Genomic DNA, 983 nt, shown 5'->3' with positions numbered 1-983 from the left:
GGCCAGGGCCCCCCAGCCGCGGGCCAGCTCCATAACCACGGCGCGGCCGAGGCCGGACAGCCCGAGCACGACCAGGGGCGCCGGCGCGACGGTCGGTGCCGCGCCGGGCTCCGGGACGGCCCAGCTCGGCGGGTACCGGTTGAGCAACGCGTGCGCGCCCAGCACCTCGACGGCGAAGAAGTCCAGCCGGAACCCGCTGTCGTCGGTCAGCCCGATCCGCCGGGCGCGCAGGTGCGGAATCAGGGAGAGGTCGCCCACCTGGGCCAGGCAGCGCAGTGGCTGCTCCGCCCGATCGGCGGCCAGGCGCCGGGCGGCCAGCGCGATGGCCAGGTTCGACGAGGTGTCCGGCAGGCAGCCGTAGACCACGTCCGCACGGGCGACGCCGGCCTTCGCCAGCACCAGCGGCTCCACCGGGTCACCGACGACGCGCAGCAGGCCGGGCGGCAGCTCGGCGTCCGGATACTCCCGCTCCGCGTCCTCGGCGACCAGCACCACCCGTTTGGACCGGGAGAGCTTGTCGACGAGCGCCGACGCCGTGGGGCCGGTGCCGCACACGATGACGTGATGGCGGGCGTGGCGGGCCCGGAACCGTTCGAAGCGCTGGGCGAAGATCGTGCTCACCCCGTCGGCGACCCCGACGGCCGTTGCCACCGGCGCGAGGAAACGGGCGATCTCCAGCGTCAGCGGGAACTTCCCGCCGTCCTGGAAGACCGTCCCATCGGCGAGGAAGAGCGTCGCCGCGAAGAAGACGATGTTGGGCCAACTGAACTTCGCCGGATCGCCGCGGAACAGCCGGTACATCCCGATCAGCCCGAGGCTGAACGCGATGACCCCGAGAACGGCGAACGTCCCCAGCAGGTGGCGGCGCAACCAGCGGGCCAGCCGGCCGGCGACGAGCAGCGGCCGGGCCGCCCAGCGTTCCAGCCGATTCCCCAGGCCCGCGCGCCCGCCCCGGCCCGCCCGGACGTCGTCCTGATGGACGT

Annotated in this window: 1 protein-coding gene; it reads right to left on the bottom strand. The window is 74.3% G+C overall.

Going from position 1 to position 983, the window contains the following annotated elements; all coding sequences use genetic code 11:
• Positions 1-936 (bottom strand): NAD-binding protein (locus ND748_RS34380; protein WP_285903018.1); only part of this gene is annotated, 936 nt, incomplete at its 3' end.
• Positions 937-983: the final 47 nt, after the last annotated feature.

The sequence above is a fragment of the Frankia sp. AiPs1 genome (assembly GCF_023716945.1).
Taxonomy (GTDB): domain Bacteria; phylum Actinomycetota; class Actinomycetes; order Frankiales; family Frankiaceae; genus Frankia.
Note: the sequence above shows the minus strand (reverse complement) of the source record. Positions and strands in the feature narration are given on the sequence as shown.